Raw genomic sequence first — 4,598 nt, forward strand, 5'->3', positions numbered from 1 at the left:
CCGCCGCCAGGTCACGCGTGCCGGTGTGGCACAGGGTCACGGTGGAGTTCTCGCTACGGCGCGTGAGCATGAGGCCGATCGGGCGTCCGACGGTCACGCCGCGGCCGACCACCACGACGTGTGCGCCGTCGAGCTCCACCCCGAACCGGCGCAGCAGGTGGATACACCCGTTGGGGGTGCACGGCAGCGGGGCGGGCTCGTTGAGCACGAGCTTGCCGAGGTTGACGGGGTGGAGACCGTCGGCGTCCTTGGCGGGGTCGATGCGCTCGAGGATCGCGTTCTCGTCGAGATGCCCGGGCAGCGGCAGCTGCACGATGTACCCGGTGCACGCGGGATCATCGTTGAGCTCGTCGATCACGGCCTCGAGTTCGGCCTGGCTGGTGTCGGCGGGCAGATCGCGTCGGATGGAGGCGATGCCGACCTGCTCACAGTCACGGTGCTTCATCTTGACGTAGGAGTGGCTGCCGGGGTCGTCCCCCACCAGAACCGTGCCGAGCCCCGGGGTGATCCCCTTCTCCCGCAGCGCGGACACGCGCCGGGTGAGGTCGGCGACGATCTCGTCGCGGGTGAGCTTGCCGTCCAGCTTGATCGCGGTCACGCGCACCAGTATCCCACTCCCGGGCGCGGCCGTCGTCGGGGCGCTGCGAGAATGGCCCCCATGACCGGTGTGGGTGTGCGCGTGCTGTTCGACCGTCCGTGTATCCCACCCAACACCGGCAACGCGATCCGCATGGCGGCCGGCGCCGGGTGCGAGCTGCACCTGGCGGGCCCGCTGGGCTTCGACCTGTCGGAGCCGCACCTGCGGCGGGCCGGGCTGGACTATCACGACCTCGCGCACGTCGAGGTCCACGAGGACCTCGAGGCGGCGTACTCCCGGCTCCTGCCTGCGCGGGTGTGGGCGTTCTCCGCCCGGGCCGACCTCGCGCTGCCGCAAGTGCGGTTCGCCCCCGGTGACGTCCTGCTCTTCGGCCCCGAACCCACCGGCCTGGCCGAGGACGTCCTCGCCGATCCGCGCGTGACGGCGCGGGTGCGGATCCCGATGCTGCCCGGGCGGCGGTCGATGAACCTGTCCAACGCCGCCGCGGTGGCGGTCTACGAGGCGTGGCGCCAGCAGGACTACCAGGGCGGTATGGATTTTCCCGCCGATTGATTTAAAGTTTCGGTATGCCGAAACCCAGAGGTGCTGCCACCCGTAGCGCCGCCCCCCGTCGAGCAGCCGCCGCAGCGCGCGCCACAGCGCTCACCACTGCGCTCGCGCTGTTGTCCGGGTGCGCGGTCGGCGCCACCGGCCCGGCGGACGTCGACGACCGCCAGAGGTCCGACGCGTCCGGGGGCCGGGTGGTGGTGGCCACGACGTTCACGATCCTGGCCGACATGGTCGGGCGCGTCGGCGGCGACCGCGTGGTGGTCGAGTCGGTCACCACGCCGGGCGCCGACGTACATCAGTACGAGCCGACCGTCGAGGACCTCAAGCGGGTCGAAGGCGCGGACCTCGTGGTGAGCAACGGGCTGGGGATGGACGACTGGCTCCTGCGGTTCATCGACGGGACCGACGCCGCCCACCTCGTCACCACGGACGGAATCGAGCCCCTGCCCATCCGTGCGGGCAACTACACCGGCCGGCCCAATCCCCACGCGTGGATGTCGCCGGTCGAGGGCGCACGCTACGTCCGCGCGATCGCCGGCGCCCTCGCCGACCTCGATCCGTACGGTGCCGCGGAGTACCGCGCCCGCGCCGAGGACTTCGTCGCCGACCTGGAGGCGATGGCGGTCCGCGCCCGCGAGGCGGTGGCGTCGGTGCCGGAGGACCGCCGCGTGCTCGTCACCTGCGAGGGCGCGTTCTCCTACCTGGCCCGCGACCTCGGGCTGGAGGAACTGTATCTGTGGCCGGTCAACAGCGAGAACCAGGGCCTGCCCCGGCAGGTCACCGCGTTGATCGACCGGATCCGCGAGCGGGAGATCCCCGCCGTGTTCTGCGAGTCGACGGTCTCCGACGCCGCCATGGAGCAGGTCGCCGCCGAGACCGGCAGCCGCCTGGCGGGCCTGCTGTACGTCGACTCCCTCTCCGGCCCCACCGGGCCCGTGCCCACCTATCTCGACCTTCTCGACCACGACCTCGAGACCATCACCCGGGAGCTGACCTCATGACCGATCGGCCACTGCCCTTCTCCCCGGACACCGGCCCGCCCGCCGTCGTCGTCTCCGACCTCACCGTCGACCGGGGACAGGTCCGGGCCCTCGATGCGGTCTCGCTGTCCGCGCCGCGGGGCGAGATCACCGTCCTGCTCGGTCCCAACGGCTCCGGCAAGTCGACTCTCCTGCAGGCGTTGCTCGGCCTGGTCACCCCCACGGCGGGCTCCGTCCGCCTCCTCGGCACGTCCGTCCGCGGCGCACTGCGCAGCGGTCGGGTCGCGGCCGTGCCGCAGGCCGACGGCATCGACGAGCGCTTCCCCGTCACGGCCGCCGAGGTCGTCATGCAGGGCCGCCGGCACTTCACCGGGCCGTGGCGTCGGCCGTCGGCGCGGGACCGGGCCGCCGTGGCGGACGCCCTCGAGAGGGTCGGCCTGTCCGGGCTCGCGTCCCGTCGCATCGGCGAGCTCTCGGGTGGCCAGCGCCGCCGGGTCATGTTGGCGCGCTGCCTGGCCCAGGAGGCCGACCTGCTCCTGCTCGACGAGCCGTTCAACGGGATGGACGCCGGCAGCGAGGAGGTCTACATCGACGTCCTGCGCGAGCTCACCGCCGGTGGCCGCACCGCGCTGGTCTCCACCCACCACCTGGGCACGGTCGAGCGGCTCGCCGATTCGGTGGCGCTGCTCAACGGCCGCCTGGTCGCCCACGGCCCGGTCGCCGAGACCACGACGCCGCATGTCCTGTCGACCCTGCTCGGGGCCCGCCTCCCCGGGGCCTCCGACTCCACCCCGGGCGCCACCGCGTCCCCTGTGACCGATCGGGCCGTCTCGTGATCGAACTCCTCACCGAACCGATGTCGTACGAGTTCATGCGCCGCGCCCTGCTCGTGGTGACGGCCTCCGGGGTCGCCGGCGCACTGCTGAGCTGCTGGCTGGTCCACATGGGTTGGTCGCTCATGGGCGACGCCGTGTCGCACGCGGTCCTGCCGGGAGTGGTGATCGCGGCGCTGACCGGCATCCCGTTCGCGGTCGGCGCCCTCGTCGCCGCCCTCGTCGCCGTGTGGCTGATCGGCGCGGTCCGCGAGAGCGGGACGGTGCGGCCGGACGCCGCGATGGGCATCGTGTTCACGGCCCTGTTCTCGTTCGGTCTCGTTCTGATCGCCCGGTTCCCCACCCAGCAGGACCTGCACTCGATCCTGTTCGGTTCCGTGCTCGGCGTCCGCGACTCCGACCTCGTGCAGGTGCTCGTCGTGGCCGCGTTCACGGTGATCGTGCTGCTGACGTTCCGGCGCGACCTGATCCTGCTGGCGTTCGACCGGCTCCACGCCCACACCCTGGGGCTGCGCACCCGGGCGCTCACCGCCCTGCTGCTGGCGACGCTGGCCACCGCGACGGTCGCCGGGGTGCAGTCCGTGGGTGTGATCCTGGTCGTGGCCACGCTCATCATCCCGGGGGCGACCGCCCAGTTGGTGGCGGACACGATGCGGGGGACGATGGTCCTCGCCGTCGTCGTCGCCCTGATAGGCGGTGTCACCGGCCTGTACCTCGGCTACTACGCCGACCTCCCGCCCGGCCCGGTCGTGGTCCTCACCCAGGCGGTCATCTTCGCGGCGGCGCAGCTGCTCGCGCCCCGGCGCGGGGTGATCCCGCGGGCGGTGGCGCGCGCCCGCGGGGGACGATCGGGGATGATGGTCACATGACCGTCGACCCGCCGAGAGCCCTCGCCGACCTCACCCCGACGATCCAGGCCTACCTCATGGCCGTGCACGCGCTCGGCGCCGGCGGCGACCCCGTGACCTCGAGTGCACTGGCCGAACGTCTCGGCGCGTCGCCCTCCTCCGTGAGCGAGGGCGTCCGCAAGCTGGTCGCGATGGACCTCGCCGAGCACCGCCCGTACGCGCCGGTGGTGCTCACGGAGGCGGGTCGGTCGTTCGCGGTGGCGATGGTGCGGCGGCACCGGATCATCGAGACGTTCCTCGCCCGCTGCCTGGACTACCCGTGGGACGAGGTGCACGCCGAGGCCGACGCGCTGGAGCACGTGGTCTCGGACCGGTTCGTCGACGCCCTCGACGTGTTCCTCGACCACCCGCGCCGCGATCCCCACGGTGATCCCATCCCCACCCGCGACGGCCACCTCGACCCGCTCGGCGACACCCCGCTGGATCGCGTCGAGGAGGGCTCCACGGGTGTGGTGACCCGGGTCTCCGACCGCGACAACGCCGTCCTGCGCCACCTCGCCGAGATCGGTCTGCGCCCCGATTCGCCCGTCGAGGTGGTCTCGCGCCAGGTCGAGTTGGGGATCATCTCCGTGTCGTTGGCGGGCCGGGTCGTGCAGGTGGGCACGCCGGTGGCCGCGGCGGTGCGCGTGCGCGTCGACAGCTGACGTCGGGCGCACCGGGCGGCGGGGGGGACGACGACGACGAGGTCCGCGTCCGCCCCGCTCCCCCGCGGTCGCTCAGGCGGCGTGGG

Annotated in this window: 6 protein-coding genes; 5 read left to right on the top strand and 1 reads right to left on the bottom strand. The window is 72.8% G+C overall.

The window, feature by feature from the left end:
* The coding region (locus G6030_RS14490; RefSeq protein ID WP_182643596.1) for a tetrahydrofolate dehydrogenase/cyclohydrolase catalytic domain-containing protein at positions 1-598 on the bottom strand (598 nt) is incomplete at its 3' end.
* A gap of 60 nt (positions 599-658) precedes the next feature.
* Between G6030_RS14490 and G6030_RS14495 the strand changes: the two genes are divergently transcribed.
* The 5 genes from G6030_RS14495 to G6030_RS14515 all read left to right on the top strand — a co-directional run bounded on the left by G6030_RS14495 (position 659) and on the right by G6030_RS14515 (position 4,512).
* Positions 659-1,150 (top strand): tRNA (cytidine(34)-2'-O)-methyltransferase, encoded by a 492-nt coding sequence (locus G6030_RS14495; protein WP_063974163.1) that lies wholly within the window; start codon positions 659-661, stop codon positions 1,148-1,150.
* A 110-nt stretch (positions 1,151-1,260) separates the two neighbouring features.
* Complete coding sequence (locus tag G6030_RS14500) at positions 1,261-2,148, top strand: metal ABC transporter substrate-binding protein (protein WP_182643600.1); 888 nt, start codon at positions 1,261-1,263, stop codon at positions 2,146-2,148.
* Positions 2,145-2,963, top strand: a complete 819-nt coding sequence (locus G6030_RS14505) for a metal ABC transporter ATP-binding protein (RefSeq protein WP_182643597.1) — start codon at positions 2,145-2,147, stop codon at positions 2,961-2,963. Before G6030_RS14500 ends, G6030_RS14505 begins: the two co-directional genes overlap by 4 nt.
* On the top strand, positions 2,960-3,829 hold the full coding sequence (locus G6030_RS14510) for an iron chelate uptake ABC transporter family permease subunit (protein WP_182643598.1): 870 nt from the start codon (positions 2,960-2,962) through the stop codon (positions 3,827-3,829). Before G6030_RS14505 ends, G6030_RS14510 begins: the two co-directional genes overlap by 4 nt.
* The gene (locus tag G6030_RS14515; RefSeq protein ID WP_182643599.1) at positions 3,826-4,512 is read left to right on the top strand and encodes a metal-dependent transcriptional regulator; all 687 of its coding nucleotides are present in this window, start codon (positions 3,826-3,828) and stop codon (positions 4,510-4,512) included. The genes G6030_RS14510 and G6030_RS14515 overlap by 4 nt, the downstream gene beginning before the upstream one ends.
* Positions 4,513-4,598: the final 86 nt, after the last annotated feature.

The organism is Dietzia sp. E1 (assembly GCF_014145015.1).
Taxonomy (GTDB): Bacteria; Actinomycetota; Actinomycetes; order Mycobacteriales; family Mycobacteriaceae; genus Dietzia; species Dietzia cinnamea_A.